This is a genomic window from Sphingobacterium sp. E70 (assembly GCF_019285695.1).
GTDB classification, from domain to species: Bacteria; Bacteroidota; Bacteroidia; order Sphingobacteriales; family Sphingobacteriaceae; genus Sphingobacterium; species Sphingobacterium detergens.
Genome location: NZ_CP079104.1, coordinates 153,883 through 178,760, shown reverse-complemented (window position 1 = coordinate 178,760; position 24,878 = coordinate 153,883). Strand labels below are relative to the sequence as shown.

Annotated in this window: 40 protein-coding genes and 2 pseudogenes; 27 read left to right on the top strand and 15 right to left on the bottom strand. The window is 42.7% G+C overall.

Annotation, left to right across the window (positions count from 1 at the left end):
- Positions 1-10: 10 nt before the first annotated feature.
- The 10 genes from KUH03_RS01340 to KUH03_RS01295 form a co-directional block, all read right to left on the bottom strand.
- Positions 11-631 carry a hypothetical protein gene (locus tag KUH03_RS01340; protein ID WP_257091217.1) on the bottom strand — a complete coding sequence of 207 codons (621 nt, stop codon included), beginning with the start codon at positions 629-631 and terminating at the stop codon, positions 11-13.
- Positions 632-821: 190 nt separating this feature from the next.
- On the bottom strand, positions 822-1,241 hold the full coding sequence (locus KUH03_RS01335; RefSeq protein ID WP_257091216.1) for a hypothetical protein: 420 nt from the start codon (positions 1,239-1,241) through the stop codon (positions 822-824).
- Positions 1,242-1,249: 8 nt separating this feature from the next.
- On the bottom strand, positions 1,250-2,134 hold the full coding sequence (locus KUH03_RS01330; protein WP_373564921.1) for a TonB-dependent receptor domain-containing protein: 885 nt from the start codon (positions 2,132-2,134) through the stop codon (positions 1,250-1,252).
- Between the two features lie 44 nt (positions 2,135-2,178).
- A complete protein-coding gene (locus tag KUH03_RS01325) occupies positions 2,179-3,021 on the bottom strand; it encodes a hypothetical protein (protein ID WP_257091215.1) in 843 nt (280 codons plus the stop codon).
- Positions 3,018-3,824, bottom strand: a complete 807-nt coding sequence (locus tag KUH03_RS01320; RefSeq protein WP_257091214.1) for a TonB-dependent receptor — start codon at positions 3,822-3,824, stop codon at positions 3,018-3,020. Before KUH03_RS01320 ends, KUH03_RS01325 begins: the two co-directional genes overlap by 4 nt.
- A 25-nt stretch (positions 3,825-3,849) precedes the next feature.
- The gene (locus KUH03_RS01315; RefSeq protein WP_257091213.1) at positions 3,850-4,239 is read right to left on the bottom strand and encodes an STN domain-containing protein; all 390 of its coding nucleotides are present in this window, start codon (positions 4,237-4,239) and stop codon (positions 3,850-3,852) included.
- Positions 4,240-4,263: 24 nt separating this feature from the next.
- Positions 4,264-4,980, bottom strand: coding sequence for a FecR family protein (locus tag KUH03_RS01310; protein ID WP_257091212.1), 717 nt, complete (start codon positions 4,978-4,980; stop codon positions 4,264-4,266).
- Positions 4,977-5,339 (bottom strand): hypothetical protein, encoded by a 363-nt coding sequence (locus KUH03_RS01305; protein WP_257091211.1) that lies wholly within the window; start codon positions 5,337-5,339, stop codon positions 4,977-4,979. The genes KUH03_RS01310 and KUH03_RS01305 overlap by 4 nt, the downstream gene beginning before the upstream one ends.
- Positions 5,336-5,557 carry a hypothetical protein gene (locus KUH03_RS01300; protein ID WP_257091210.1) on the bottom strand — a complete coding sequence of 74 codons (222 nt, stop codon included), beginning with the start codon at positions 5,555-5,557 and terminating at the stop codon, positions 5,336-5,338. Before KUH03_RS01300 ends, KUH03_RS01305 begins: the two co-directional genes overlap by 4 nt.
- 74 nt (positions 5,558-5,631) lie before the next feature.
- Positions 5,632-6,090: a sigma-70 family RNA polymerase sigma factor gene (locus tag KUH03_RS01295; RefSeq protein ID WP_257091209.1), complete on the bottom strand. Its 459-nt coding sequence runs from the start codon at positions 6,088-6,090 to the stop codon at positions 5,632-5,634.
- Positions 6,091-6,497: 407 nt separating this feature from the next.
- Here KUH03_RS01295 and KUH03_RS01290 point away from each other — a divergent pair, with 407 nt between their 5' ends.
- Positions 6,498-6,734 (top strand): hypothetical protein, encoded by a 237-nt coding sequence (locus KUH03_RS01290; RefSeq protein WP_120257209.1) that lies wholly within the window; start codon positions 6,498-6,500, stop codon positions 6,732-6,734.
- Between the two features lie 275 nt (positions 6,735-7,009).
- Here KUH03_RS01290 and KUH03_RS01285 read toward each other — a convergent pair whose 3' ends face one another.
- On the bottom strand, positions 7,010-7,297 hold the full coding sequence (locus tag KUH03_RS01285) for a hypothetical protein (RefSeq protein ID WP_257091208.1): 288 nt from the start codon (positions 7,295-7,297) through the stop codon (positions 7,010-7,012).
- 864 nt (positions 7,298-8,161) lie between these two features.
- On the opposite strand from KUH03_RS01285, the gene KUH03_RS01280 reads away from it, so the two are divergent.
- From KUH03_RS01280 to KUH03_RS47905, 6 genes are all read left to right on the top strand, one after another.
- Positions 8,162-8,503: a hypothetical protein gene (locus tag KUH03_RS01280; RefSeq protein WP_257091207.1), complete on the top strand. Its 342-nt coding sequence runs from the start codon at positions 8,162-8,164 to the stop codon at positions 8,501-8,503.
- Between the two features lie 8 nt (positions 8,504-8,511).
- Positions 8,512-8,958, top strand: coding sequence for a hypothetical protein (locus KUH03_RS01275; protein ID WP_257091206.1), 447 nt, complete (start codon positions 8,512-8,514; stop codon positions 8,956-8,958).
- Between the two features lie 884 nt (positions 8,959-9,842).
- The gene (locus KUH03_RS01270) at positions 9,843-10,517 is read left to right on the top strand and encodes a DUF6597 domain-containing transcriptional factor (RefSeq protein ID WP_257091205.1); all 675 of its coding nucleotides are present in this window, start codon (positions 9,843-9,845) and stop codon (positions 10,515-10,517) included.
- Positions 10,514-10,642, top strand: coding sequence for an AraC family transcriptional regulator (locus KUH03_RS47910; protein ID WP_373564607.1), 129 nt, complete (start codon positions 10,514-10,516; stop codon positions 10,640-10,642). The genes KUH03_RS01270 and KUH03_RS47910 overlap by 4 nt, the downstream gene beginning before the upstream one ends.
- 221 nt (positions 10,643-10,863) lie before the next feature.
- Positions 10,864-11,589, top strand: a complete 726-nt coding sequence (locus KUH03_RS01265) for an alpha/beta fold hydrolase (RefSeq protein ID WP_257091204.1) — start codon at positions 10,864-10,866, stop codon at positions 11,587-11,589.
- Between the two features lie 163 nt (positions 11,590-11,752).
- Positions 11,753-11,926 (top strand): DUF4287 domain-containing protein, encoded by a 174-nt coding sequence (locus KUH03_RS47905; protein WP_373564920.1) that lies wholly within the window; start codon positions 11,753-11,755, stop codon positions 11,924-11,926.
- A 91-nt stretch (positions 11,927-12,017) separates the two neighbouring features.
- Here the strand turns inward: KUH03_RS47905 and bla are convergent.
- Together bla and KUH03_RS01245 are read right to left on the bottom strand one after the other, a co-directional pair.
- Positions 12,018-12,675: pseudogene (gene bla, locus KUH03_RS45115) on the bottom strand (class A beta-lactamase).
- Positions 12,676-12,864: 189 nt separating this feature from the next.
- Positions 12,865-13,224 (bottom strand): hypothetical protein, encoded by a 360-nt coding sequence (locus KUH03_RS01245; RefSeq protein WP_257091200.1) that lies wholly within the window; start codon positions 13,222-13,224, stop codon positions 12,865-12,867.
- Between the two features lie 377 nt (positions 13,225-13,601).
- Between KUH03_RS01245 and KUH03_RS01240 the strand changes: the two genes are divergently transcribed.
- The 18 genes from KUH03_RS01240 to KUH03_RS01155 all read left to right on the top strand — a co-directional run bounded on the left by KUH03_RS01240 (position 13,602) and on the right by KUH03_RS01155 (position 22,700).
- Positions 13,602-13,742: a hypothetical protein gene (locus KUH03_RS01240; RefSeq protein WP_257091199.1), complete on the top strand. Its 141-nt coding sequence runs from the start codon at positions 13,602-13,604 to the stop codon at positions 13,740-13,742.
- Positions 13,724-14,395 carry a sigma-70 family RNA polymerase sigma factor gene (locus tag KUH03_RS01235; RefSeq protein ID WP_257097978.1) on the top strand — a complete coding sequence of 224 codons (672 nt, stop codon included), beginning with the start codon at positions 13,724-13,726 and terminating at the stop codon, positions 14,393-14,395. The genes KUH03_RS01240 and KUH03_RS01235 overlap by 19 nt, the downstream gene beginning before the upstream one ends.
- A 101-nt stretch (positions 14,396-14,496) precedes the next feature.
- Positions 14,497-15,009: a FecR family protein gene (locus KUH03_RS01230; protein WP_257091198.1), complete on the top strand. Its 513-nt coding sequence runs from the start codon at positions 14,497-14,499 to the stop codon at positions 15,007-15,009.
- Entirely contained in the window at positions 14,982-15,209 is a 228-nt protein-coding gene (locus tag KUH03_RS01225; protein ID WP_257091197.1) for a DUF4974 domain-containing protein, read from the top strand. The genes KUH03_RS01230 and KUH03_RS01225 overlap by 28 nt, the downstream gene beginning before the upstream one ends.
- 5 nt (positions 15,210-15,214) lie before the next feature.
- On the top strand, positions 15,215-15,364 hold the full coding sequence (locus tag KUH03_RS01220; RefSeq protein ID WP_257091196.1) for a hypothetical protein: 150 nt from the start codon (positions 15,215-15,217) through the stop codon (positions 15,362-15,364).
- A 69-nt stretch (positions 15,365-15,433) separates the two neighbouring features.
- Positions 15,434-17,089 carry a SusC/RagA family TonB-linked outer membrane protein gene (locus tag KUH03_RS01215; protein WP_257091195.1) on the top strand — a complete coding sequence of 552 codons (1,656 nt, stop codon included), beginning with the start codon at positions 15,434-15,436 and terminating at the stop codon, positions 17,087-17,089.
- Positions 17,090-17,097: 8 nt separating this feature from the next.
- Complete coding sequence (locus tag KUH03_RS01210; RefSeq protein ID WP_257091194.1) at positions 17,098-17,748, top strand: TonB-dependent receptor; 651 nt, start codon at positions 17,098-17,100, stop codon at positions 17,746-17,748.
- A 29-nt stretch (positions 17,749-17,777) separates the two neighbouring features.
- A complete protein-coding gene (locus tag KUH03_RS01205; RefSeq protein ID WP_373564606.1) occupies positions 17,778-18,059 on the top strand; it encodes a hypothetical protein in 282 nt (93 codons plus the stop codon).
- A gap of 8 nt (positions 18,060-18,067) precedes the next feature.
- Positions 18,068-18,196, top strand: a complete 129-nt coding sequence (locus KUH03_RS01200) for a hypothetical protein (RefSeq protein ID WP_257091193.1) — start codon at positions 18,068-18,070, stop codon at positions 18,194-18,196.
- Positions 18,197-18,232: 36 nt separating this feature from the next.
- Positions 18,233-18,622, top strand: a complete 390-nt coding sequence (locus KUH03_RS01195) for a hypothetical protein (protein WP_257091192.1) — start codon at positions 18,233-18,235, stop codon at positions 18,620-18,622.
- A gap of 29 nt (positions 18,623-18,651) precedes the next feature.
- Positions 18,652-20,343, top strand: coding sequence for a RagB/SusD family nutrient uptake outer membrane protein (locus KUH03_RS01190; RefSeq protein ID WP_257091191.1), 1,692 nt, complete (start codon positions 18,652-18,654; stop codon positions 20,341-20,343).
- 82 nt (positions 20,344-20,425) lie between these two features.
- Positions 20,426-20,647 (top strand): hypothetical protein, encoded by a 222-nt coding sequence (locus tag KUH03_RS01185; RefSeq protein ID WP_257091190.1) that lies wholly within the window; start codon positions 20,426-20,428, stop codon positions 20,645-20,647.
- 14 nt (positions 20,648-20,661) lie between these two features.
- Positions 20,662-20,904: a hypothetical protein gene (locus KUH03_RS01180; RefSeq protein ID WP_257091189.1), complete on the top strand. Its 243-nt coding sequence runs from the start codon at positions 20,662-20,664 to the stop codon at positions 20,902-20,904.
- A 47-nt stretch (positions 20,905-20,951) separates the two neighbouring features.
- Positions 20,952-21,533 (top strand): hypothetical protein, encoded by a 582-nt coding sequence (locus KUH03_RS01175; protein WP_257091188.1) that lies wholly within the window; start codon positions 20,952-20,954, stop codon positions 21,531-21,533.
- 2 nt (positions 21,534-21,535) lie between these two features.
- Complete coding sequence (locus KUH03_RS01170; RefSeq protein ID WP_257091187.1) at positions 21,536-21,739, top strand: hypothetical protein; 204 nt, start codon at positions 21,536-21,538, stop codon at positions 21,737-21,739.
- Positions 21,715-21,912, top strand: a complete 198-nt coding sequence (locus tag KUH03_RS01165; RefSeq protein ID WP_257091186.1) for a hypothetical protein — start codon at positions 21,715-21,717, stop codon at positions 21,910-21,912. Before KUH03_RS01170 ends, KUH03_RS01165 begins: the two co-directional genes overlap by 25 nt.
- 6 nt (positions 21,913-21,918) lie before the next feature.
- A complete protein-coding gene (locus KUH03_RS01160) occupies positions 21,919-22,590 on the top strand; it encodes a hypothetical protein (protein WP_257091185.1) in 672 nt (223 codons plus the stop codon).
- Entirely contained in the window at positions 22,572-22,700 is a 129-nt protein-coding gene (locus KUH03_RS01155; RefSeq protein WP_257091184.1) for a hypothetical protein, read from the top strand. The genes KUH03_RS01160 and KUH03_RS01155 overlap by 19 nt, the downstream gene beginning before the upstream one ends.
- Before the next feature lie 70 nt (positions 22,701-22,770).
- Here the strand turns inward: KUH03_RS01155 and KUH03_RS01150 are convergent, their stop codons facing one another.
- Positions 22,771-23,397, bottom strand: coding sequence for a MarR family winged helix-turn-helix transcriptional regulator (locus tag KUH03_RS01150; RefSeq protein WP_257091183.1), 627 nt, complete (start codon positions 23,395-23,397; stop codon positions 22,771-22,773).
- Positions 23,390-23,601: pseudogene (locus KUH03_RS01145) on the bottom strand (DUF2024 family protein). Before KUH03_RS01145 ends, KUH03_RS01150 begins: the two are co-directional and overlap by 8 nt.
- 155 nt (positions 23,602-23,756) lie before the next feature.
- Between KUH03_RS01145 and KUH03_RS01140 the strand changes: the two are divergent.
- On the top strand, positions 23,757-23,936 hold the full coding sequence (locus KUH03_RS01140; RefSeq protein ID WP_257091182.1) for a hypothetical protein: 180 nt from the start codon (positions 23,757-23,759) through the stop codon (positions 23,934-23,936).
- A gap of 246 nt (positions 23,937-24,182) precedes the next feature.
- On the top strand, positions 24,183-24,590 hold the full coding sequence (locus KUH03_RS01135) for a hypothetical protein (RefSeq protein ID WP_257091181.1): 408 nt from the start codon (positions 24,183-24,185) through the stop codon (positions 24,588-24,590).
- Positions 24,591-24,878 lie beyond the last annotated feature (288 nt).

Below are 24,878 nucleotides of genomic sequence, written 5' to 3'. Positions count from 1 at the left end.
TCTGTATAAATTATAATTCTAAAACCTTATTAAACTGTATCATATTATTGACCGGAGCTTCGTTGATGATGAATAACTTGGAAGCAGCCTTTGTGGGCGAGGGTGTCGGCGCAACCGAGATAAGCGGGTCGAATTGAAAGGAGGTCCCCACTGTATACGGTATATCTGTCCCGGCTTTATAAATATGGGCCCGAAACAATACGGGCGTTTTCTGCCCATTATATTCCTGTACGCCTAAGGGAAAGGGGGCAAAAGAGATGGGCTGTGAGAACTCATTGGGTTTTAATTTTTTGATGCGGATGACCTCTTCAAACACTTTGGGAATAAAATAGTATTTCTTAAATACAATATCCACCGGTTCGCGGTAATTTAACATATTGGACTGGAACATATAGATTAATTGAACATTGCCCTCTACCGGCGCCGGAATCACCGGAAAATCGCCTACCTTTCCGTTCATATAGATCAGATTGAGGTTTGTCTCAGTTGCGGTATCGGTAGCTTTGATTTCCCGTTCCAGCAGAATTTTATCGGTCACTTTGGATTTCATGATAAATTTTAAGTGCTGTTTGTTTGGATCATTGAAATTATACTTGGCTCCAAAAGCGATTTTGCTAAACGCTGGCGTCACTGTAGGGGAAAGGTATCCAATTGAAGAATAAGTTCCTCATTGCTGTTATTATAACCACTTAAATTGATCAAATGTATATTGGAATGATACAATAGGTCGTCCCCGCCTTTATTGCATGACAATAGGCTGAAGAACAGAAAAAGGAGATCGCCGTGGCTGTTAAGATTATTTTTGGTGTCATAATAGTGATTTAAAATGTATATCCAATGGATAGGCTAAAGGAACTGCCTACTTTCCGGTTGAAGGTTTCTTTGTCGCCTACACGTGTCTTTTTGGTTCCATCTGCAGAGGTCTCGTAGTAACCTTCCTCATATTTTTGGGAAAAGCCAAACTTCCATTCGTAGATCTCATCCCACTCTTGTGTCGGCCACTCGGAGTTTGACAAGCCTTTCCATCGATCTTGCACTTTGAATGTTTCGGTTCTGTTTACATAAAAACGGAATGGACTGTTCAGCAGATTGCTCAGATTGAGTTTAAGATCCAGATTCTTGTTTTTCAGTAATTTGTAGCTCAGTTGTGCATCGAGCTGATTGCGGGGGCGTTCGTATTCGATCAGCTCTTCGCTCATGGCGGTCATAAAGGTTTTATACCCCATATGGTTGAAGGCCACGTTGGCACCTAAGCGGTCTCCGGCATATTGTAATGCCGCATTATAGACGACAGGGATCTGTCCATAGAGGGACGTTTACTTTTCAGGAATTGTTTTTCGCGGTATTCAAAGGTATTTCCATATTTATCGGTGCCGATGCCTTTGGCCCTGAATTCGGCCGATTGTACTTCTGAGCGTTGAAGTGTGACGTTTCCGCTGAAATTAAAATTCTCCAGCAGGGAGCCCGGAAGCATAAATCCTAAGTTTTTGCGGATATCAAATTCCAGTCCCTTTATTTTGGCCCATTCCGAGTTATTGGTCGTTACATAGATGCGGTGTGAGGAATCCATCATCTGCTGGTACAACTCGATCGGGTTCTGGAAATATTTATAGAAAAATCCAATTGAAATGACTTCCGCAATCGAAGGATACCATTCCAAACGCATATCATAGTGGTTAATTACGGTAGACAGGACGCCTTCATTCCGACGGTAAGCGCCGCCCAGTGCCGGATCCTGGCGCACCATTCTGGAGTTTTCAATCAATGCGGGACGGACAACCGACTGCGAATAGGCCATCCGGATATTGAAATCCTGTAATGGCGTCAATGTCAGGCTCGCCGATGGGAGGTAGCGCCAGGTTTTTTCTTCGGTTTCGGGATCTGCCGTCATGCCCACCAATTTTCCGGTCGCTGGATCCACAAAGCGTTGTTTCTGCATGGCAATGGTGCGTGCATCCATTTGCAGGTCATTATCGCCGTTTTGCAAACTTTTATATTTGAAGTATTCGGCACGTAAGCCCCATGTCAGTCGAATCCAGGAATTGAACCGATTGTCTAGCATGCCATAGACCGCTTGGTTGCTATTTTTCCCTTCATAGGCGCTGATGGAGAACGCCGCGGGATAATAGAACATCCCATGCAAAGGATCTTTAAGCTCCAGGTATTTCGACCAGGTATTTACAGGGGAGAGGGTGTTGGCACCGACCGAAACGATCGGCAGCGAGACCCATTCAAAAGGCCATGCCGATCCATAAACTGGTAGCCGGCTTTCAGGGTCTGCTTTTGCCCCAACCAGTTGGTCTGATAGCTCAATGCACCTTCAGCAATTTTATTGGTCTCCGTATAGTGGTATTCGGAGCGTGTAAATGTCCTGTCCCCGGCATTGGCATAGTGCGAAGGAGTAATATTGTAAATGGTATCATTTAGGAGGCCGATCGGGGCGAGCCAGGCTTCGGTGGCATCTTTCTCGAGGTTGTTCAGGCGATTGCGGGCGACATTCCATTCCAGCTTAAAATCGCCGAAGCGATGCTCCCCGTCCAACCTATTCTGGAGCATATTGATAAATTTGGGGCGGTCATATTCTCGAATGGCAGGTCTCGAATCGTAGCCGATATCATTTCCCCAGCCCTGGATCACGGAAAATTGATTGTTGAACATGCGGGAATAAAAGTTGCGGGAGGTTATTTTGTGGTTTTTGCTGTTCCAGCCCAGGTTGATCAATCCGCTTAAGCTCGAATTAAAGTTGTACTGCATCGAGGTCGTCGGATGGATTTCTTTTCCAGTGCTGATATCGTAGGTTGTCCCCTCGACTTTCTGCCAATTGCCGCGTTCAAAATTGGAGATATTATCAATAGACTGTTCATTTCGATAGCTGATCGAACCGACAAATCCAAAGATGCCCTTCATCGTATTGTAACTCCGTCCCAGGCTGAACTGATAATTTTGTCCGGGTAGCGCCGTATATTTTCGTGTGCCCAAACGTTCTAATCCGCCGATGCGTTTATTCTGTGCAGCGATCATTTCCGGTGTAAAGGTGTCACGCCTTCAGGCACGGGTTTATAGGGGTTGGCGGGATCATAATTGATACCGTTGAACACGGTTAAATCCCTTGGGAAATTGCCCCGTGTGCCATCGTCAAATGCCAGGTAGTCCCAGCCGCCACGGCCGTAGCCCAGGAAATCTTTTCCCGTTGACCCATTGATATATTTGCTTCCCAGTGAAAAGGAGGTGAAGTTTTTGACTGGAATGGCCAGGGTATTGATCTGGACCAGTCCACCACCAAAACCAAAGCTCAGATCTGGCGATGAAGTCTTGTGGATAACGACATTGTCGATCAGGTTGCTCGGTACAATATCAAATTCGAAGTCCCGTACCTGCACGTCGGTACTCGGGAGGGTGGCGCCATCCATCATGGCCAGGTTATACCGTTCGGCAATACCCCGGATCACAACACGGCGGTTGTCATTGGTACTGACACCAGCGATACGTTTTAAAGTCTCACCAACGTTTTTGTCCGGTAAAACAGCTATCTGCTCGCGACTGATACCGTTGGAGATCGTCGCTGCATTTTTTTGCTTGGTATATAGAGAAGCAATACTTTCCTGTTTATAACTTCCCGTGACAACGACCTGCTCCAAGCTTTTGATCACATCTTTTAAAACGATGCTTAGGTTGGTCTGCTTCCCGGCATGGACAACGATGTCAGTGATCCTTTTTGTCTGATGGGAAATGTAACTGACTTCAATGGTATAGGTTCCGGCCGGAATATTCAACGTATAGCTTCCATCGGCTTTACTTTTTAAAGACTGGCTGGTTTGGAGCACAGTGATACTTGCATCTGCGAGTGCTTCACCATTTTCGTTTGTAATCCTTCCGCTGATATTTCCCTGTTGTTGGGTCCCGATTTTGTCTGCGCTGTGGGATAGTGAAAGGGGATAACTGCTGTTTTTTTGCCGAAACGATCACGGATTGATCCTTCAGCACAAAGGTCAGCGGTTGGTTTCTGAAAATTTCTGTCAGTACACGATTTATATCGGTGTTGCGCGTTTCTATTGTGACCGGTCTGGACATTTTAAGAAGGCTGCCTTCGACTAAAAAACCATAACCTGTCTGCGTACTTATTTTTTTGAATACTTTGGCCAGGGAGCTGTTCTTCTCGGAGAGACTGATGTTTTGTCCTATCGCCCCAAAGCTGATCTGTAGCATGCCAAAAAGTGTCATGAAGGTGGTTAGCTTCATTTTCAATCGTATTTTTGTATTTTTTTATACATTTGTTAAGCTGAAATATGTGTTAAATCGGATCGAGAAATTCATTTGCCTATTCCGGCTATAGGCCAGTAGTGTTAGGACCACTATTGGCTTTTTTTGGAATTGGGCATCAGGTTGTGTGTTATTTTTTTCTACAATAAGCCTCCTTCCTTGCATCTCTACCTGAATGCTTTTAAACGTTTTTAATAGATTTAATACTTTTTCAAAAGGCCAGGACCGCGGTATTCTTCCCGTAAAGGTTTCCTTTGTTGCGGTACCATTATAGCGGATGTCCACATTATACCAACGGCCCAGTTCGTCGATAACGCTGCCGATATCGGCATCCGTAAAGTCAAAATAGCCCTCTTTCCATGCGATTGCTTCTACTGGGTCCACATTTTTTACGGACATCGAATGTGCGGCTACAATACCTTGTTCACCAGGCTTGAGGATAATGCGCTGATGGCTATTGGTCAAGGCGATGGAACCGCTTAAGAGGGTTGTTTTAGCACTAGATTTGGCGTTGTAGGTATTGACGTTAAAGTGTGTGCCTAGCACTTCGATCAGTTGATTTTCAGACTTCACGCGGAAAGGCATGGCCGCGTTGTGTGCCACCTCAAAGTACACTTCGCCTGTGATCGTCACTTCCCGCGAAGTCCCCTGGAAGGCGGAAGGGTAGGTGATCGAGGATTGTGCATTCAACCAGACTTGGGTGCCATCGGCTAAGGTCAACTGGTATCTGCCACCCCGTGGGGTAGAAAGTATATTGGTATGCACCTTGCTAACCTTTTTTTGCTAGCTGTGTAAACCAGATTGCCGGGTTTCAGTTTGTTGATGTGAATGTTGCCTTCGGCGCTGAGCTCTCCGTTTTTGGAGTTATCCAATAGGATCTTTTCACCATTACCGAGTGTTAAGGTGGCTTGATCCGTCGCGGGATTGATGTTGCTGCTTAGTTCTTCTGCGCTGCTGGGCTTGTCGGCCTGCTTCTGGAAGATGTAAAATGAGACTGCACAGATGAGAACTAAGGATGCGGCGGCTTGCCATAGCCTATTGCCCGGATTTAGAAAAAATCGCTTTTGGGACATTTTCACTGCTGAGGATGTCTCGGGCCCAAGCTGATCGAAGATCTTTTCCTGCAGTTGTTTTTTTTTCTGACTAGGCGTTCTTCGGGGCTTAAACTTTCGATAAGATCTGGATTGGCTTCAAAGGAAGCATACCAATCTTCAAGCTGCTGCAACTCATCTTCGGTGATGGTTCCTGCTTCATATTTAGCGAGTATATCGAGTATCTGTTGATTTTGATCGTCCATTTCCTTTGCTTTATACTAACTAGTACCCTAAGTATTTAAAAGCGGGAACAGGAATTTCAAAAAAATGATTTTACTTAATTTTTATGCGTGTATAGTAGCAGTACCAGATAGAAAATATCCATTTGATGTTCTTTGATTTCGTTGCGCATGATATTCATGGATTTGGTGATGTGCTTACGGACCATGGCCACGGAAATATTCAATTGGTCGGCAATATCCTGATTGGAACGTTTTTCGAAACGACTCAATAGAAAAACCTCTTTGCAGGTGGCCGGCATTTTTTCGGTGATCTGAAAAATCTCGGCATGGATTTGTTTCGCCTCTAGGATATTGTCAGGTTGAATAGGAGCCGTATAGCCACTGTAAGCTACTGTTTCGATATATTTATCCTGGATCTTTTGTGCCCGATAGGTTTTAAAGACCTGAAATTTAATCGCTGTTTTTAAGTAAGCCGAAAGGGAATGGCTGACTTGGATTTCCTTCCGCCGTAAATAAAAATTGACGAAAACATCCTGAACGATTTCCTCTGCCATAGCAAGGAGAGCGTCCTTTTCCCGGCGAGATTGATCAAGGTCTCCCAATAGCGGTTATAGAGTTCAGAAAAAGCAGCTTTGTTGTCTTGCGATTGGACCAAATCGAGCAGTTCCTGATCTGTAAGCGCTGTAAATTCATAATTAGCCATGATAATTAAGCAAAGACCAAATATAGATAGGCAATTATACCTCTGCGTTTTACGAATATTAATAAATTATTAATATTCATTTGGTCTGTTGTAGCACTGTAGGGCTCTTATTTTTTTATTCTTTACTTTTGACTATTGTTGTTTAATGGTCAAAAATTTTTATATTTGTTACGCTATATAACGGGAGATAGCTTAAGCTGATCGGGACAATCGGCTTGTCGCTAAGGATTTCGTCATGGACAAAAAATACAGGGAAAAATGAAATACTACTTACTAACCTTCGCTGTTTCGGCCCAGGTGCTGGCCAAACGTGCAGATCTAATCACCTATCTCAGTCGGCATATTGCTGATCTAAAATATATTTCGGCAGATTTACAGGATAAACTATGTACAATTACGGTGCGCACCTTAAAACGTGATGAGGCCGCTATTCTGAATCTTATTGCAATCAGAGGATTTAATGCAGCGTTTTTATCGGCAACAGAGAGCGCGTAAGCGATAGTCCTTTTGAATCACACAAACTTTTCTTGGTATATCGAAAAAATCTATTAACTTAATGTATATTATTTATCGCAATTTCAGTTTGCGTTGGCGATGATCAAATCATAATCTAAAGAAAGTAAAACGGGTTATCCCAGCAATTAGAGAAGTCGAAATATTTATTTGACGAACTTGACTAAATTAGATGTCTCGGGATCTATCGGAAAACCAAATTAATAAAAGCCTGGATTTTGGTCTAGGCTTTTATCAATAATTAGGTGGCAGTATAACTACTTGATCTCTCTCCAATGAGCGGATTTTCTTCCATCCCATGTTCCTGTATGCGCAACTGGTTGTAGAAGTATTACAGTTTCAGGAACAAGTCCGCCTCCGTTAATATCTCTATATAGTACTAAATTCCCGTCGTCTTGTAAAATGTACATGGAATTATACCTTATTGTACTGTAGAAGTAATCTGTGCTTGGGACATAAAGATTGTCTGTAGCCCAGACCGTATGATCAAATAAACCAGTTTTATTTGCATATATCACTAAATTTCCATCCTCTTGGAATCTCATTTGATAAGGATACTGATTTCCATACTTATATGAACCCGCGTCCCATAAAACTTTATTTGTTGAGTTATCATGGATATAAAGATTCCCATCTGGTTGTCCAATTAGCGTGTATCTATTGTTAGGGCTAGTAATGCCGATTGGGAAATTTATTTTGGCCTCAGGTCTTATAATAGATCTTCGATAATATACTGTGTCCAATGTAACTGTGGGTAACTTTTTTTTTGATTACATAGTTATTAAACCAATTCGAAGGCCATCCACATGAACCTGTACTAAAATTTGGAGCAAAAGCGTTACATCCTGTGGATGAATTTAATGTTTGATTTGAAGATTTTGTTTTAATATTTCCATTTAGAATTCCCGTGTCGACAGACATGTCATTATTCTTTTGACAGGAAGTAATTGTTGCTAACAAAGAAAGAGTTAGACATGACGCTTTAGCAAATATTTTTCTATTCATAAATTATTAATAAGTTAAATTCAAAAGTAGCTATTATTTCTTTATCTACTAAGAAAAATCAGATATTTTTATTGGCATTTATTTTTATTTGATATATCCTTGAGAATAAGTGTAAAATATATCCTCTTCCAAAAAAAAAAAAAAAAAAAACATGAAAATCCGTTTTCACTACAGCTTTAGCAGATTGATCTAATTAAGTTTTATTTATTTATTAAAAAATCGAAGTTGTTTTAAGATGTTAAAAGTAAGTTGTAGTGTTGTTTAATTAATGAAATATTTTGTAGGTTTGCTGATCTTATGGTCCAGTTAATTGCTGTATAATTTATATTTCTATGTTAAAATATTTAAGTGTTTTTGCTTTTTCGACTTTACTTGTCTTTAGTTGTTCAGATAAATACGAACAATTGGATCAAGATGATAAGGATAAAGAACCCAAAGAAGAGACCGTAAAACCACTGCCATTACATCTTATTGCTGATACTAAAAAGGCGGGCATTTATGATATGGTGGTCTTCACCTTAAAGGACAGCACGTATAAAGGACCCAATGAATCGATGGTGGTACCCCTGATATATAGCAACTTGGATTCGCTGATCTGGCAAGTGGAGGGGAGCTCCCAAAAGTTTAATCTTTTGCGTCAACAGGCAGGTGGTTATTCTTTTACAACGGAATGGGGCATCATTTCTACCTTCCGGGTACCTATAAAATCTTTTTATCGGGGTATAAGGACAATAATAGGCTGGTAAGGGATTCGATGAATGTCAATATTTCAGCCTCAGCTGATTTTTTAAATGTCAGTTGGGACCAGGTTAAAAATTTAGGTCAAAATACTGGCTACACAAGCAATGGCACCTTGGGCTATGAATTTCATATTCTGACCGAGAAAAAGGATGATGTACTATTCTCGGGTCTGAGAGTCAGTTTTGATTCCACAGACTATATGAGACCCAATCCTGGCTTAGCTGATAAAGAACAGGCGGCGCTTTCAGCCTATATCACGCAGTTGTATGGCAAAGCAGCTTTTGAAGGTGATGAAGCTGTTTTAAACCAACAGTTTAAGCAACTCTTTAAATCATCGATACCGAAAGACAAGGTGCTGAAAATTTGGAAAACAAAGAAATCTAATATTGCCTTGTTGTACCAGAAGCGTGAATTTGACGATATTTTTCAATATTGGGTGCATGCCGAACCTATTGGTTAAGGGTATCGGCAAATCAATCTTTTTCCACATCAATTGATTTAAATTTAACAGGGACACTTTTCTTTTCCTATCGCGCATAAATTCGAAGCGGACGGAAATACCGGTCTGATCTTCCAGGATCATAGCGGTATTTTCTGAAAACTTTAAGGCGGTATCCGCAAAGATGTCTGTTAGATAAATCGTATATAATTTGCCCTCCTTTTGGTATATTCGAATGATGCTTTGCCACCCCCAGTGGATAGGTTCCGGCATATTGTTGCAAGTCCGGTAATGGACTTTCGGCAAATGCGGGCAATATCAAATTAGAAATATATTCATCAAAACTATTGAATTCAAAATCGCTGATTTTATGTAGCGGCCGTAGTCTGTTTTCACCGCCCGTTCTAGTCCCAATAAGCTATAGCCTAAATTAGAATAATGGCGCTGATCATTCGGGAGGTATTCGAAAGCAGGATATTCCTTTTTATCGTCCCGAGAATATTCAGAAAAGTGTTGTTATCCAGTGTATTTTCTTGAGCAAACCTAAGCCTATACGAGTACTAAATTTAGACAGTTTCGCTGGTAAAATTTTACTGGGACAAATGAAATGTATGAAATATAAAGTTTTGATATATAGTTATTTGTATTGCTTGTTTGCATTTTAGCTGTTCGTTATTGAACACGCAATGTTCGTTTGTGGGCATTTGGTAACTCATATCACATTCGTTGTGCGCATCAAAACCCTTAATGAATTACCGAACTTGATATTGTACACAGCAGTTTTAGGGTTTGTATAGATTTATTCATGAGCTGTCTCATATGTTGAAGGGAAAGCTATCTTTTGCGCTATTCCTTTTGTTTTCAGTAATTAATTTTTGTAAATTCTCAATTCTAAATACGATAAGATGAACTACGAGAAAGTATATCCCAAGGAAAGTATCAAGCACTTGGTTTGTTTTTTCTGGAATTTTGAAGCCGATTTTGATGCAACATCTTCGTACCAGCATTCATCTGTAGCATCGATATATCCGAAATTAGCCTTTCAATATATTCCGGGAATGAAAATTTCCAAAAATCATGAAGCAATCAATTTGTTCAATAGTGGTTTTCAGTCGCAAACAGATACCTTTTGCCAGCTGTCTGCCGAGCAAAAAGTAGGTGTCTTTGGAATCTATTTTCAACCTTATGCTATACCATTTCTCTTTGACCTTCCTACATCTGAAATCACGAATCAAAATATTGAAATAGCTGAATTATTGGGGAAGGAGGGCGTTTTTTTAGAGGAAAAGGTTTTGAACTGTGTCAATACACAAGAAAGAGTTGCTGTGGTGACCAAATACCTAGAACAAAGGATAAATAAATTTTCACCCAGGCTAGCTGATATCATTCCTGCAATACAGCATATTGTTTTTCATAAGGGTAGTACGAAAATGACAGAAGTTCTCCAGCAGCAATTTCTATCTCAGCGGCAATTTGAACGTAACTTTAAGCTATTGACAGGCTTTTCTCCTAAAAATTTTTCAAGAATTGTCCGTTTTGAAAAAGTATTGAGAATGCCATTAATCAGGATTTATCATTGACCGAAGTCGCATTGCAGGCAGGGTATTTCGACCAGTCACATATGATTAGAGAATTTAGAGCGTTTACCGGTAAAAAGCCAGTAGCCTATTTTTCTGAGGACCTGTCATTATTTGTAAAAGAATAGATGTCGAATTTATACAATTTTAGTTTTTAGACTGATGGTACTTTTGGGAATGAAAAGAATCGGAATTTTTTACCCATTTTCATTTTAATAAATAGTTGTATGAAATCACATGCTGAAAAAATAATTATCAAGAATGGAATTTCCATTTACACAGAACATTTTGGACAACCGGAAAATCCAGCGATTTTATTAATAGCCGGGGCCACTGTTTCGTCATTATATTGGGACCAGGAGTTCTGCGAAAAATTATCCCAAAAGGTTTTTTTGTCATTCGATACGACAACAGAGACGTCGGAAAATCGACGACAGGAAAGCCTGGTTCTATCTCCTACAGTATGGAAGATCTTGCTGATGATGCCATTCATATTTTGGATGGATATCATATAGGACAAGCGAATTTTATGGGAATTTCTTTAGGTGGTTTGATCGGCCAAATTGTAGCGATCAAGTATCCTGAAAGGGTTGGTTCACTCGTTTTAATGTCTACTGGACCATGGGGTACACCTGATCCTAAAGTTCCTGAAATGGATAAGCAGATTATTGACTTTCAGGTCAAAGCAACAGATGTAAATTGGGACGATGAAAATGCCACAGTAAAGTATATGCTAGAAAGTGCGCATCTGATGGCGGGCCAAAAACCAGTAAACTATGCGAAAGAAGAAGAAAGAATTCGGGCAGATTTTCATCGATCCATAAATTACCGGAGTATGTTTAACCATGCCTTGCTACAAGGAGGGGAGGTCTACTATGACCGGTTAAATGAGAGCAAATCACCAACATTGATAATTCATGGTTCTGAAGATAAAATATGGCATTTTGGCCATACGGACAAACTATTATCGGAGATTAAAAATTCAGAACTTTTGAAATTAAACGGTACGGGACATGAACTTCATGATAATGACTGGGATCTGATCATAAACAGATTGAACGAATTCATGAAGTAGTTGAAAGAAATTTCGAAAAATATGGAACTTAAAATATAAATTAATAAAAAATAAAATCTTATGTCATTTCAAACCTATATTAAAAACATTGAAGAAAAGACGGAAAGTCCCGCGCTGATTTTGAAAAGTTAGCGATTGAAAAAGGGTTTACTGAGGAGGGAAAATTAAAAAAGGAATTAAAGCAACCCAAATCGTTAATTGGCTAAAAGAGGATTTTGAATTAGGTCATGGCCATGCCACCGCGATGTATGCCTATATTTCGGGAAAAGGAGTAAACATAAATTGTGTGATCGTTTTTCCACTAAATCAAAGACCATTCAATACCGTTATTGGGTAGTAAGGGGCAGTGCTAGCTCATTTAGAGGCATAATAAGACAGCGGCTAATTACCTGTAAAGTATTTCCAGGTCGCTTCAGTGATGTCGGCAATTAATTTTTCACTGTCTTCTCTTTTTCCGTAATATTCATTAGGTATATCGAGAGCGTAAAATGATGACCATTGGGCAATTTCACAATACCGATATCATTCATTGCAGCTCTGAGATTTTGCTCGTTTGTATTCGATATTCCAGTTCTGTGTGCGAGTTCTGCTCCTTGCGGAAGGCCGGCCTTCATCCAGGTTGTTCCTCTGGATGTTTCCACCATAATCTGATAGAGATAGCTGCTGGTTTCCTTTTTAGTATTTTACCTTGATAGAATTTTTCCAGAAGCAGGGTAGTGGCTATCGGTGTGGTGGTATTGACGTACAGATTATCCCAGGTCCTCATTTGCTGTTCATTGACCATGATGGTGATATCTTTAATGCCTTGTTGGCGGATGAAATCCTGCACTTTTTCTGGACCGCCAAGCAGATTTAATAAGATGTCGCAGCCGTTATTATCACTGTGGGATACCGTATAGCGTAAGAGTTGATCCAGGGTCAGGTAAATATTTCCATTGGGATAATCATCCCGCATGGGGCTCCATGTATCTTCAAGCAGTTCATCTTTTTGATAAAAAATTTTTGGTCGAGCCTTAATTTGCCCTTGTCCACTTGATGAAGTGCAGCAAGTGCAATATGAAATTTGAAGACACTCATCATGGGCATTTTCAAACTCCCATTGATGCTTAAGGTATCTTTATCTGCTATGCCTTTTATTGAAATTCCGACTGTCGCATTTTTCTGAGCTATAATTTCTTGTAATTGTTTTTTTAGTTGCAGCGTCGATTGTGCTTTGAGCTGAACGTTGATGACCAGTAAGGTAATGATCAGGAATATATTTTTCATCGAAATTGTTTAAAGCTTCTTAAATTCGAATGGAATTTGCAGGCTATCTCCTGATACCGTTGCTTTTAATTGCTCGCCATCTCGCCAATATTTTATCCTATTCGGAAATGGTAGAGAGTCATTTTTGCATTCAAATTGACCAAGGTTTATAGTACTCATTTCAAATAAAATAAAATCCTTTTCATCTGGTGTTTTTACACGTAATTTCCAGTTATCATCGGTCTTTATGATATTCATTTTTTCTTGATTGATGGTGTCGTCTTTTTGCAGGGTAAAAGCAAAACCAGCATACGTTGAATCGTTAATTTTCTCCCAATTCTCAAACGTTCTTTTACCGGCCGCTTCATTGGTACATTGCCATTTTCCCAATAGCCAATCAAAATTTTCCGATTTTTCATTTTGTCTGCTTGTGCATTGTATAAAAACAAAAGCAATTACGACCATTATTAAAACTTTCATTATTTTCTTCACTTTAATTTCAAAAAAATACGGGGTAAAAATCAAGGGCGACGAGTCATTAAAAAAATAGCTAATAATAGTTTAAATTTAATAAAAATTTCGAGTTCCGAAAATATTAAACCTTGCCGATTGCAATGCAAATGTTGTGAAAGATGTGCATTACCTTCTACCGATGTGCTGTATACCCCATGTCTGATAAAATTTTAAACAATCGATTGCATGGCTTTTAATTTTTTGCAATTTGATTAAATCTCCTATATTTCGCCGACAGAACTGTTTTATAAACAATGGGTAGTACCGATCACCTAAGTAAAGAACATGCTTTTAAGGCTCTTTTTGACCAATACAAAGATGATGTGTTTGGTTATGCCTTACGTTTTTTAGGTCGCGGGAACTATCCGAAGAATTGGTGCAGGATGTTTTTATGAAACTTTGGCTCAACTGGGAGTCAATCGATAGCGATAAAAATATCAAGTCTTATATCTTCACCATTGCCAAACATACCATTTACAACAAATTGAAGTCTTTTGTGGTTCAGCAGACTTATTTGAACGATGTTTTCTACAACTATTCCATCGAAAGCAATGCGGTCGAAGAACTCGTCCATTATAAAGAACTGAAAGGGATCTACGATCAGGCGGTAGAGAAGCTGCCTAGCCAGCGTCAGCGCATCTTTAGACTGAGCCGCGAAGAGAATTTGAGCCATGAGGAAATTGCGGAACAACTGCATATCTCCAAAAATACCGTCAAGGACCAAATGGTGAAATCACTTAAGTTTATTCGCCATTACCTGGAGGTAAATGCAAATTTAACAAGCTTATTGTTAGTGTTTTATCATTATATTCAAAAAAAAAAAAAGAGGATCGTCCCTCTAGCTGACTTGGTTGTATTAGCTCTATATAACCGAGTAAATATGATGACCAACCAAGAAGTAACCGCGCTTTATATCAAGTTTATCCATGGGCAGTGTACCCAGGCTGAAATAGATGTATTGCTATCGGTCCTTAAAGAGGAACAGTATAGGGATGCCTTTCCTGAATATGACCAGATTGCCCCATTTATTTCCAAAAAGATGTACTGACAGCGGATGCTTCGGACCGTATTTTTGCAGCTATTGTCGCGACGGAAATTCCAGCTCAGCCAGTTGCAGATCCACGTTTCAGGCCCGGAAGGTGGTGGGCGGTGGCTGCCTCATTGCTGATGCTATCAGGAATATATTATCTCTTTACGGTACAGCAGATCCCCAAAAGTATTAAAACGGTCTATCGTGCAGCAGATGAAAAGAAAATCTATCAGCTTCCGGATGGGACAGCAGTTACGCTGGACAAGGGTTCCGAGCTCGAGGTATCCAACCATTTCGGCATAGATTCCATCCGGGAGGTCTGGATCAAAGGGGATGGCTACTTCAGTGTCGCCCATGACAAGAAAAAGCCTTTTATCGTGCATACCCTTGCTGGCATGAATGTCAAGGTATTGGGTACCGAATTTAATGTGAGCGCCTGGAAAGATAAAGCATATGTGGTGCTCAATAAAGGTAGTGTCGAAGTGAATGCTGCGGATCAGCAGCTGCGGCTGCAACCAGGGGAGAGGGCTCTTTTCAGTACTTTGGAGCAGCGCATGGAAAAAAATCGGTCGATACGGTCTTCTATAATGCCTGGAAAAATAACTTGCTGGCCTTTGATAACGATCTGCTGAAAGACGTGGTGCGGAAAATAGGACGTCAATATTCCTGCTCCATTGAAATCGCAGATACCAATTTATCGCGGATGACATTTACGGGCTATATACCGAGGAATGACCTGAACCTGGCGTTGAATACCTTAAGTAAATCATTGAATTGTACCGTGGAGCTCATCGACGGCAAATATATTATTGAACCCAACCAATTAAACTAATTATTATGAGTAAAATTCTGAAAGGAATTGCTGGGCCGACATTTGTCCTTACGGCACTGGCAATGTCTCCTGCTGCCCTGGCCTGGGGAGTACCTGGCGTGAAGGAGTCGCCATGCAACGTGTGGAAACGTCAAAATCTATCATCCAGTTGCTGAACAAAATTGAGCGAAAATTCAACGTAAAATTTAGCTACAGCCCGGATTTGCTTAAAGAGATTTCGGCCAATGGATCTGAAGCGCCAAAGTCAAAAGGAGCTGATCCAATTTTTGCAAGAACTGATGCCGGATGCCACAGTCACCAAACTAAATAATGAGCTGTACTCCATTGCGCCCCGCGAACGTCGTACGACAAATTTAAATGCGATGGAATCTGCCACAAATAACATCACTGCACAACAGCAGGGGATCAAGGGGACCGTAAGAAACGACAAAGGGGAAGCGATCAGCGGTGTCAGCGTCGCTGTATTGGGCAAGGCAACTAGCACCAAGACGGCCGAAGATGGTAGTTTCACATTAGAAAAAGCTGCAATTGGTGACCGCTTGGTCTTTAGCTCGGTGGGCTACGACCGGCAGGAACTTATTCTAGAAAATCTAGGTGAACTAAAAATCGTATTATCATCGTCTAACGTCGGTCTGGATGAGGTGGTTGTCGTCGGTTATGGCAATCAAAAGAAGCGAAATATCACGGGCTCCATTTCCAGCGTGTCGGGCAAGGATCTAAATACCTTCCCAACATCCAATATCACCAACGCCCTTGCTGGACGTGTGAACGGGGTATTTGCCAGCCAGCGCAGTGGCGGCCCCGGTTCGGGTTCGGACATTGTCATCCGCGGTAAAAGCACGACCAATGGTACCGCTCCGCTGTATGTCATCGACGGTATCCCGCGTACGCTCAATGATTTTCAGGCGCTGAGCACGGAAGAGATCGAAACGATTTCCATTCTGAAGGACGCCACATCGGCAGCCGTATATGGGGCCCGGGCGGCAAATGGTGTCGTCTTGGTCACCACCAAACGCGGCAGTACGCAGGCGCCCGTCATCACCTATTCCTCTTTTGTGGGAAAAGATACCTATACCCGTGTGCCCGAAAGAATGAACGCCTATGAACATTCGATCTATAGAAATAGGGTAGCCAAATTCAATAATCTCCCTCTGACGGATCCAAGTTATTATACGGATGATGAAATCCAATATTTTAAGGACAATCAGACCAATTACGACTGGTTTAAAGGTGCCTGGCATGATCCCGTTTATACCAAGCATGACCTGACGGTGAATGGCGGGAGCGAAAATATTCGTTATTTCTCATCCATTGGCTATTATTATCAGGACGGGGCGTTCAATAACCTGGACTATAACCGCTATAACTTGCGGTCGAATGTCGATGCAAAGATCTCCGAAAGGCTGAGTGTGTCGCTCAACCTGGATGCCTCCCTGCAAGGGCGCTCAAGACCTTATTGGCCTTACGATGGTGGTGATGATGACCGAATGTTTGACCTCTATCGTGGCCTACTCAACAAACCGCCGATGATGCCCTGGAAAATCGGGGATAACTATGTGCGGGCCTACCAGCAATGGAATCCAATTGCATTGATTGATAATGCAGGTTTTAGCAAATGGAACCGTAATACCTTCAATGGGCTTTTGCGTCTGGATTATAAAATACCGGGCATTGAAGGACTGAAAGCCAATGCGACGATGAACTACCGGAAATACTATGATTATAATAAGACCGTCCGGAAGAAATATAATGTGGCTGAATTTGAAACAACAGGTGGACACAATCACATCACGACAGATAAGGTGATCCGGACTTTGCAGCTGGGGACTGGGAAAACAGTGCCTATGCATCCTTTAATCAGAATAATTCCTATACCCTGAATCTCTCGTTGGATTATAACCGCGTCTTTGGTAAGCACGCGGTGACCGGACTTTTCCTGTATGAACAGAGCGAGGGCAATACCGCTTATCTCTACGGATTCCGCAATAAAATGCTGTCGACCTCGATCGAACAGCTCTTTATTGATGCCGCCGCAGAAAATAAAGATGCGACGGGTAGTGAAACCGAAACTGGTCGGCTGGGCTACGTAGGCCGTTTTACGTACGGCTATGACAATCGCTATCTCCTGGAAGCCAATTTCAGGTACGATGCTTCATTAAAATTTGCACCCGAAGGACGCTGGGGTTTTTTTCCTTCTGTTGCAGTAGGTTGGGTGTTGTCAGAGGAATCTTTTGTTAAAGATAGATGGAGTTTTGTGGACAACCTCAAACTCCGTATTTCCCATGGACTTCTGGGGAACGATGGTGGCGACAATGTGGCTGAATATGGTTATATCAATCGTTATTCAATCACACCAGGTGCTGTATTTGGCGGCGCCACAGCGGGAATTATGCCTGGTGCCTTACCGAATTACGATATTACCTGGGAGAAGACCCGTATTACCAATGCCGGAGTTGACTTTAGTTTTTTAAAGGTGGACTTAGTGGTGCCCTGGAATATTTTCAAAAACACACGTATGATATCCTTGGCCAACGGCTAGCGTCAACACCAAATACCTTTGGCGCCCTGTTGCCAAGAGAAAATTATGGTATTGTGAACAACTATGGGATCGAGCTTTCGCTGCGCCACGATCGGCAGATCAATAAAGACCTGAGTTATTTTGTGGGTGGAAACTTCAGTTTTGCACGTAATAAAGTGGAAAAATGGGATGTCCTGGCCGGAGCATTTGACTATCAACAGCGTGTGGGAAGACCGATCGATTTCATTACGGGCTACCAATCGGAAGGATCGCTCGTACAGCCGCTGACCTTGCAGGGCTACCTACCTATAATGGATTTGCTTATAGCCTAGGCGATGTAATGCTCAAGGATCAAAATGGTGACGGTAATATTACTGGTGCGGATAATGTGGTCTTAAGTAAAAAAGCATCAATCCGGAAATCATCTACGGATTTACCTTGGGTGGAAAATGGAAAGGACTTGATTTAAATGCATTTTTTCCAAGGCGTGGCCAACCGCGAAATTATGTTTCCCAATCGAGCGGACCTATGGGACGAACAGGCTGTACTTCGTATTTTCACGGATAGCTGGTCGCCGGAGACGCCGAATGGAAAATATCCTCGGGTAGGTGGAATCGGTGCCAGTAGTCTTGGTGCCAGCAGGGACGCTTCGTCATTCTGGTTGATGAACGGCAACTACATGCGTTTGAAAAATCTGGAGATTGGCTATACGCTCAGTGACTCATTGATCAAACGCCTGGGAATTGGTGGATTGCGGGTGTATGTGTCGGGAACCAATCTGCTGACATTTGACAGCATCAAGGTGGCCGATCCGGAGGCAATAGCGGGTGACTATGGCGTATACCAGTATCCGATTATGAAGAGTGTTACGGCTGGTTTATCCTTCAAATTTTAACCCCAATGATCAATTAATCTTTTTGAGCAATGAAAAATTTTAACACATTATATAGTTTATTAGCCGCTGGGGTACTCGTGATGAGTTCGTGCAGCAAGGTATTGGACAAGAACGATCTATCGGCGATCAGTGAACCTGTGGTCTGGTCGGATCCCAAATTGGCGACTGCCTTTGTCAACAATATATACATGACACTGCCCGGTTGGGATGTCGGTCTTGCAGACGCTACGGATGAAGCGTCCAGAAAAACAAGCTGGATCGACGGAACAACGACTATTGATAATGGTGGACCTGGATATTGGCCCTATAGTGATATCCGGAAAATGAATATTTTCCTGAAGGAAATTGATGGGCCTCAGAGTACCATTGCCCCAGAAACACGTAAGGTGCTGAAAGGACAAGTGCGCTTTATCCGGGCTTACACTTATTTTGAGATGGTAAAACGTTATGGTGGTGTACCGTTGATCTTAACACCACAGGAGCGTACCGAGGATTTGCTCGTGGAGCGTAACAGCACAAAGGAATGTTTTGATTTTATCGTCAATGAACTGAATCTGGCGGCTGATGAGCTTCCTGCAAAATATACATCCGCAGATGATCTGGGACGGGTTACCAAGGCTGCGGCATTGGCGATGAAAGGTCGTGTGCTGCTGTTTCGCGCCAGCCCACAGTTTAACCCCAATAATACAGCATCCACCTGGGAGACAGCTTACAAGGCCAATCAGGAGGCACTAACGTTTTTAAATGCCAATGGCTATGGTTTGGTAGACAAATATGACAACACAAGTTTATTCCTGGCCGAGATGAACAAAGAGGTGGTCTTTGCCATCCGCTACTTGCAACCTGGACGCAGCCAAAACCGGGATGCTGCGGTTCGCCCCATTGATTTTACGGCCAACGCAACGGGCGGCTGCCATCCAATACAGAAACTCGTGGATGCCTTTCCGCTCAAAAGCGGCAAGAAAGTACAGTGGAATAGCCCACAATTTAACGGTAATGCATCGCTGAGCTGGCAAAATCGGGATGACCGATTTTACACCACCATTGTGTACAATGGTGCCAGTTACCTGGGGACGACCATGGCGCTCTATGATAATGCACAAAATGGCTACGCTTATGGTAAGCAAAATGGTTCACTGACAGGTTACTATTCGCGTAAGGCGATCGATGAATCTTTGGATATCACCAATTCTCAGATCTCGGGAACGGATTTTATCGAAATGCGCTATGCCGAAGTGCTGATGAATATGGCTGAAGCGGCCCTGGAGACAGGCCGTCTGGCTGAAGCTTTTGATGTGCTGAAAACCATTCGCAAACGGGCGGGCATCACCGAAACGACGGCCGGGGATCCCGAACTGGCGGGTAAGCTCTATGGACTGAACCCTGCCATGGGACAGACAGAAATGCGGCAGGCAGTACGGGATGAGCGTTATATTGAATTTGCCTTTGAACAGAAGCGCCTCTGGGATCTCCGTAGATGGAAAGCCATGGATCAGATCATGGTAGGCCAACAGAAACGTTTCGCTTTGGTATTGCATCAGCAGGCAGGAGCGCCGGGAGGGTATACGTATACCCTGACCGAACGTGATTTTTCACCGATGATCTATAACCAGAATATGTATTTTCTACCCTTATCTACAGCGACCATGCAGGGCAATGCAAAATTGCAGCAGACAAAGGGTTGGGGAAATGGTATATTTGATCCATTGGCAGGATTATAAACCCAATAACATACGAGTGCCCTGCTCCAACACCAGCAGGGCAACATTGAAACGACGATTACTTTCCTAATTTATACAGAACATGAGATTGAAGTTACTTTTAGTTGCATTAGCGTTAATAGCCGCGGAAAATGGATTCGCACAGAAAAAGGAGAATAAGCCGCAGGACTGGCTGATCAGTGGTGCTGTACCTTACCAATCCCGCATTGCGGTCGATGGCCAGAATATCGTCTTGGACAACGGGCTCGTGCGCCGCTCTTTTGGATCAAGCCGAATGCCTTCTGCTATGATTTTACCAACTTAACTACAGGACAACAGTTGATTCGTGCCGTAGAGCCTGAAGCTCAGCTGCAGCTCAACGGCAAGTGGTATAATGTCGGTGGGGTGGATGGGCAGAAGGAACGCGCTTACCTGCGACCGGAATGGATGCCTACATTTACGGCAAAACCTGAAGATTTTAGTTATGTCAAACATGAGATCAGTGAACTGGATCCACTGTTGCCCTGGAAGGGGATAAGTGGTGGTCTACACATAAGGCTGCCGGAAAAGGGAAGGTCCTGACTTTTACCTATGCTGCTCCGGCCGCCGCCGCATTACCCGGAATTGAAGTGAAAGTACATTATGCCATCTACGATGGAATCCCGCTGATCAGTAAATGGGTAACCATTCAGAACAGCGGCAACCAGACCGTGCAGATCAATCAGGTGATCAACGAGAAGCTGGCGCTTGTTGAAGAAGAAAGTGCGGTGGTAGGTTCGGTGGAGGACATGAAAAAACAACATGGCCTTTACATCGAAAGTAATTTTGCGTTCAATAATGCCATGCGGTATCATTTGAGCGATCAGTCTTTACATTGGAAAGCGGATTCTACTTATACCTCACAGGTGAACTACGACCTAAAAACGCCCGCGATCATGGAGGTGTACCCGACGGTGGGCGTAGGTATCAAACTTGCTGCAAAGGACAACTTCAGCTCGATCCGCTCCTGGGAGCTGCTGATGGATAGTTATGATCGGGAGCGTCGTGGACTGGCCATCCGAAAGATGTATCGGACCATCGCGCCATGGACCACTGCCAATCCGATCTTTATGCACCTGGTGAGCAAAAAGATGAGCAGGTTTACACCGCCATTGACCAGTGTGCCGCCACAGGGTACGAAGCACTCATCCTTAGCTTTGGCAGCCATGTAAATATGGAGGATACAACAGCCGGAAACCTTGTGGCCTTGAAAAAGTTGGCAGATTATGCGCATAGCAAAAACATAAAAATCGGAGCCTACTCTTTATTTAGTTCGCGCAAGATCAGTGAAGCGGATGATATTATCAACCCGAAGACGGGAAAGACAGGTGGAACGTTTTTCGGGAATGCACCTTGTTTTGGCTCAAACTGGGGATAGGTTATGCCCAACGGATCAAAACATTTTTTGAGAAAACAGGATTTGATATCTGGGAAAATGATGGCCCTTTTCCGGGGATCAATGTGCTTCAACAAGCCACCCTGGTCATCATGGACTCGAAGATAGCCAATGGGTGCAATTTAATATGCAAAAGCAGCTCTATCATTGGCTGAATGCCCGTGGCGTATATATCAATTCTCCGGACTGGTACTTTTGGACGGTTCCAACAAGACGGAATAGGGTATCGGGAAGTGAACTTTTCACTCCCTCGCGAAAATCAGCGTATCCTCAACAGGCAGAATATCTTTGATGCACTTTGGGAACAGAACCCATCCATGGGCTGGGGATTTGTACCCTTAACTGCTTATCAGGGAGGGGGAAAAGAGGCGGTATTGGAACCGCTACATGAGCATCAGGAGGATTATAAACAACTGATGATGCAATACTATGGTGCTGGCGTGCAGGCCTGCTACCGCGGTCCCCGTCTCTATGATACGGAGCAGACCAAGCAGACAGTGATTGATGTGATCCAATGGTATAAAAAATACCGTACGATCCTCAATGCCGACCTGATCCACTTGCGTCGCGCAGATGGCCGCGACTGGGATGGCTTTTTACATGTGAATGCAGCTGAGAAAGGAAGCAAGGGATTGGGGATGCTGTTTAATCCGTTGAAAACTGCCATCACAAGGACCATTGAGATCCCTCTCTACTACACGGGATTAAAGGGAAATGCGAAAATAACTTTTGATGACAAGACGGTAAAAACAGCCTCTTTAGATCATTTGGCTAAAACAACAATGACTATCACCATACCGGCTGAGAGCTACCGTTGGTTTACGGTGGAGTAAATCCCCTGGATGCGGTATCGCTTGAGCACAGGGGTATGAGCGACTATGGTGATCGTTTTGAACTGGGATTATATCCTGAAGCTGGGGTGAAGATTCCAGCAAAAGAATAGGCGTGGTATCTGTTACAGTAGGGTGTGCTTTTAACAGGCTGCATGGCCCCTCTATTTTTGGAGGGGCTTTTTATGTTTCAAGCCTTTGTCTACTATTTAGGGCCAGATGTTCGGGACAATCAATCTGTAATGCTGCGACAGCCATATACTGTTGCAGCAGATTACAGTAGTGAAGGTTTTCTTTCTTTCGGTAATGCTGGCAGGTCTGACACATTCGCTGATGACTGATGACATTGATACAGTATAGCTTGTGCAGGAGCTGCGAAAGGGTGGAAAAGAGATTTTCTTTATCTGTATCAGCCATTTCTCCGATACCCGACAGCAGCGCCCTGTCAAAAAGAGCGGCCTCCAATGCGCTCGTACGGCCTTTCGCAAGTAGCTGGATCGTAAACTTTCTGGAGTCCGAAGGATTGTATACTTTTTCAATCAGCATTTTACGTTCCAGTAGTTTAATGGTGTCGCTGATGCTGGCTTTGGAGATATTAAACGTGCCGGAAAGTAGACTTACGCTAACCTGCTGCTCCGGATGCTGGAGCAGGAAAACAAGGATCTGTAGCTGTATCGGGTTGATGGACTGTTCCGTCGCCTTCTTCCAGGCAAGCGTGCGTATCACCTGCGATACTTTCTCCAGGGCAGATGCGATCTTACGGTCGATCGCTGTCGGAGTGCTGACTGCTGTTTTGGAGGAGCTAATCACAACCTTCCATTTCCATAATAAAATAACCTTTTGTATGCAGGCTCTCCAGCATCTCCGCACTGGCAATTTCCTGATGGCATAAGCGGCATTCCTTGGCTGTTAACTGCAAATCTGCATGTTGTTTTGTGGCCAGGTATTCTTTCCCCATTTGATGGATAATGGCCTCCTCACGGATGTACTCCGAGCAATAATATCAAAATGCATCGTATCGCCATTTTGTTTTTTTACATAGGTATCCCAAACTGTTACTTTCATTTTTTTAATTTTTTAAGATTGAAAACAAGAAAAAGGCTGCAAGGTAGTGGTGCTCTTGCAGCCTTTGCAGCTAGCCCTTTACATCTGCCAGGGAGGCACCGAAGTTGATATGTAAAACATTTCCATTGGGTGTGACCAGCGCCGGTACTGACTGGATCCCTGCTGTTTCCGCTTCGCCGATACGTGCCCGGTCTTCGCCAATATTGACAACTTCTACATTCGCTTCGCCGATAAGGCTAATAATGTCTTGTTCTGCGCTGACACAAACCGGACAGCCGGCGTGATAAAAATTGATTTTTTCATGATAATTGAATCATTAAGTGATGACCTTATTGTCAATACAAACTTAGTTAGGTGTCCTAACTTATAGCTGATCCAGAATGTCGAAATTTAGCACAAACTGGTGGGTATTGTTAATTTACCTTAAGGTTTGTTAAATGTCTGCCTAGCCTCAAAAACATTTGTAATTTAAGTTGTTAATTAGCAATAAACGGAATAAAATGGTTTCTGAATTTATCAAAAATAAACATTTGGCGAATCGTGCCGGATTTGGAATTAGCCTTGAACAGATCGCGACTTTCGAACGGCAGTCGACCGCCGAGGTTTGGCAAAGCTATGCGAGGGCACGCGACTTCGAACCAATAAGTTTCAACAGTACGGACAGGGACGCTGATTATGCCGCACTTTCAACATTGGATGCTGTAGCGAAAAAACAAATACAGCAGCGAAACCGACAACGGAATATTGAGATCAACCTTAATTTTCTGACAGCCATGGTTCATTCGGAGGATCAGCTGCGTGGTCAACTCAACTTTGCAGGAGATCTGGTTTATTCGGAGGATTTCAGAAAAGTGTATGCCACGCTATTGAAAAACTGGCTAGGTGCAGATTCTTCCAAAATATTGGGCTGGAAGAATGGTGTTTATGATTTTATTTAAAGGTAAGAGCCTGTAGGTTGCCATTAACGCATATGCTTCAATCTTGTTTTTTAGACCAGAGCTCCGTACTCGGAAACTTAAATTTGCTGTTGTCAAAATAACGGATCTATCGTGGGTTTCTGTCGCTTTCTAAATAATACATAGATTATATTGATAAGATCGTTTTTATGTATCTATTGTCTCTATACTCTTGGTTTAACGGTAATGGAGTCTTATTAATTTCATAATTGTTGTGAACAATTATGCGCTTTGATTGTTGAAAATGTAAATAAAATGGCTGTTGTTTGA